Genomic DNA, 2,514 nt, shown 5'->3' with positions numbered 1-2,514 from the left:
CTGGAACGCCTCTTCGCAGATGGCGGCCAGCCAGTCGGGATGCGCCATCATGTCGAGCCAGATGATGCGTAGCAGAGGCCGATCCGGTTCACTGAACCAGCGTTCCTTAAGCGCCAGACGCTTAAGGGAATGCTCTTCAACATCCGTCTGGCATTCGCGATCTGATCCCAGCATGCCCATGACTTCAAGATAAACCAGAGGTGTGTCGCCACCCGGAGCACAGATGCCGAAATCACTGCGCAGAAACCGTCTTTCTTCAAGAAGAGGATGACAGCACAGATCAAGGTCGTGGGGCTGCAGACGCCTGAGGGTCTCCCAGACAATACGTTCAGGGTTTGACTCCAGCTCGGTGCCGTCAGAAGCGACGTGGCTGCCTTCAGGCAAGCGGGGGTATCGACATGCCAGTGCCCTCAACAAGCGCCCCCAGTCTCCGGAATTTCTAGCAAGTTGAGTCAAATGATGTGCACGCGGGCCGCAATACCGCATCATCGGCGAGACTGGGGGCGCACCTAGTTCCTCGGTTAGCTCCGCCATGATCCGCAGGTCCTGCGAGGTCGCGTCCCACATGGAGGTGCGGCGGGTCTGGCGGGATGTATATCCGTGCATCCCGGCGCGTGAAGAAGATTGTCTCATTGTCAAAGATCCTTTGTGCCCCGGTCGCCTGAGGGCAGATCGGGGCTAAATGTTGATAAAAAAATGCGTTGGTCTGCTCAGGTTCAGAACAGAGGTGACCGGTCACCCATCTCCTGAAGTCCTTTTTCAAAGCCCCGCAAAAGCTGCCGCAGCAGCAGCACATGGCCGTCCAGCGGACGGCCAAAGGGCATGGTGTCGACAAGACCATGATCGCGTGCGGCCAGAAGGGCTGGCAGCAATACGTCGTGCATTTGCAGCCAGACATCGACCAGCCGGTCCAGTCCGGGATCGGAAGGAGAGAAATGTTTGGGTGCCATGAGGCAGGGACCCTGTCTGTCCCGTTCCTGCAAGACGCAGATCGACACAGGCCGCCTTGAAGCGTCCGATGACCAATTGAGTGTTCAGGAACGGAAGGAATGAAAGATTTTGGAAAGCGGCGTCTGAACGTAGGCGTTCAGTCGTTCCGGGACGGATAACCAGGATCATCCGGAAGCCCCAGCTGATCTAGGCTGGCCCGCAGGTTGTAGCCAGGTGCACAGTCGGTCGCGAACCAGGAAGGATCGACTGCCAGGCCATTGATGACAGGGGCAGGCCCAACGTCAGTCGAAGAAGAGAGACCCAACAGGTCGATGGGATTCAGCAACCGAAGCAACGCAGACAGCAGCATCCAGTCCCGATCTGCCGCTGAGAGACCGATCAGATCTTCAGGCTCAAGTCCTTCATAAAGGTTCTTCACAGCCGCATGCAGCACCAGACTCATCGGTGTATGGAACATCAGATCCGGCCAGAATTCGCTAGCACTGCGATAAAGGCACAGATTGGGCAAAGCGAGAGCTGTATCGCCGGGTATGAGCCAGCGACGCAGGAAATGCAGGTTGTATCCTGCAACGGCCTGAGGGGCATCTGCTCCTTCCTGCGCTAATACCAGAGGCTCCGCAAAGCAGATTTTCCCGGAGCCGATGTGATGCAGTTCCAGGGTGCGATGGAAGGTCCGAATTGTAAAAAGACTCAAAGGTGTCCAGAGAATGTCCTGAACGACAAAATCGAAAAGACTGCCATCCATAAAGGACAGGAGTGGTTTGCACGGGATCCAGCTCACAAGCCGAATGCGAAGTGATGATACCTGCATATAGCCGGTGCGTGCACGAAAGCGCTCAAGCCGATCGGCCCGAGATACCGAAGAAAGCAATGTCATGATGTCTGTCCAGAAAGAACCAAGCGAAAGAGAAGAAAATTCGTAATAGAAAAACCGTCTCTTTACTCAGTGGGATTGAGGGGAGAATTGCCCTCATCAGACCCCATGGAAGCATCAGCGACCTAGCCCGCCCTGCCCTGTCCTGTCTCTTTTGGGCCCTCTGTTTTGAACGATGCAGATTTTGACCTGGCAAAATCGCGCTGCTCAGCGCGCATCGTTCGACCACCAAAGGCCATCGTATCCGTCTCATAGAAAATAGCGGTTATCCGATATTTTTGCCGCGTTGTGCGTATGCCCCGCATACCAAAATGCAGTATCGTGCCTTAGATTTCAGGTTTCTTCGATCGTATCAGGGTTATTTGCACTATGAACCGATTGGACACAGTTTTTTTTTGCGTCATTATGACAACAGGATCGACAGATCGTGACACCCGGCGTCATGCTGTCATTGGCATTTTATAATCGCGTAGTGACAGCTGGGTTCATGGTGTCATAACGGCGTCATCCTATCGACAGTCCGTACTGTCATGACAGCTTCGTAACTGATGTTATTGAAGGTTTTTCAAATACGCCTGGAAAATAAAGAGGCCCCCAATGCCGAGCCCGCATTGGGTACGCTTGCGCATTGTGCTCGTGACGATAATGTTACTCAGCACAAATCATTCAGCGAACATTCTCGCTCCCAT

Annotated in this window: 2 protein-coding genes and 1 pseudogene; all 3 read right to left on the bottom strand. The window is 54.2% G+C overall.

Annotated elements, in window-relative coordinates; all coding sequences use genetic code 11:
- A pseudogene (locus GOB58_RS12810) lies at window positions 1–417 on the bottom strand (hypothetical protein); the annotation flags it as partial.
- 299 nt (window positions 418–716) lie between these two features.
- On the bottom strand, window positions 717–950 hold the full coding sequence (locus GOB58_RS12805; RefSeq protein WP_173560452.1) for a hypothetical protein: 234 nt from the start codon (window positions 948–950) through the stop codon (window positions 717–719).
- Between the two features lie 137 nt (window positions 951–1,087).
- Entirely contained in the window at window positions 1,088–1,828 is a 741-nt protein-coding gene (locus tag GOB58_RS12800) for a hypothetical protein (RefSeq protein ID WP_173560451.1), read from the bottom strand.
- Window positions 1,829–2,514: the final 686 nt, after the last annotated feature.

It is taken from the genome of Acetobacter thailandicus, from assembly GCF_011516655.1.
Taxonomy (GTDB): Bacteria; Pseudomonadota; Alphaproteobacteria; order Acetobacterales; family Acetobacteraceae; genus Acetobacter; species Acetobacter thailandicus.
This window is presented reverse-complemented; position numbering and strand designations above follow the sequence as displayed.

Coding starts and splice junctions, on each gene's coding strand:
- GOB58_RS12805 (WP_173560452.1), bottom strand. CDS start 950: ATGGCACCCAAACATTTCTCTCCTTCCGATCCCGGACTGGACCGGCTG.
- GOB58_RS12800 (WP_173560451.1), bottom strand. CDS start 1,828: ATGACATTGCTTTCTTCGGTATCTCGGGCCGATCGGCTTGAGCGCTTT.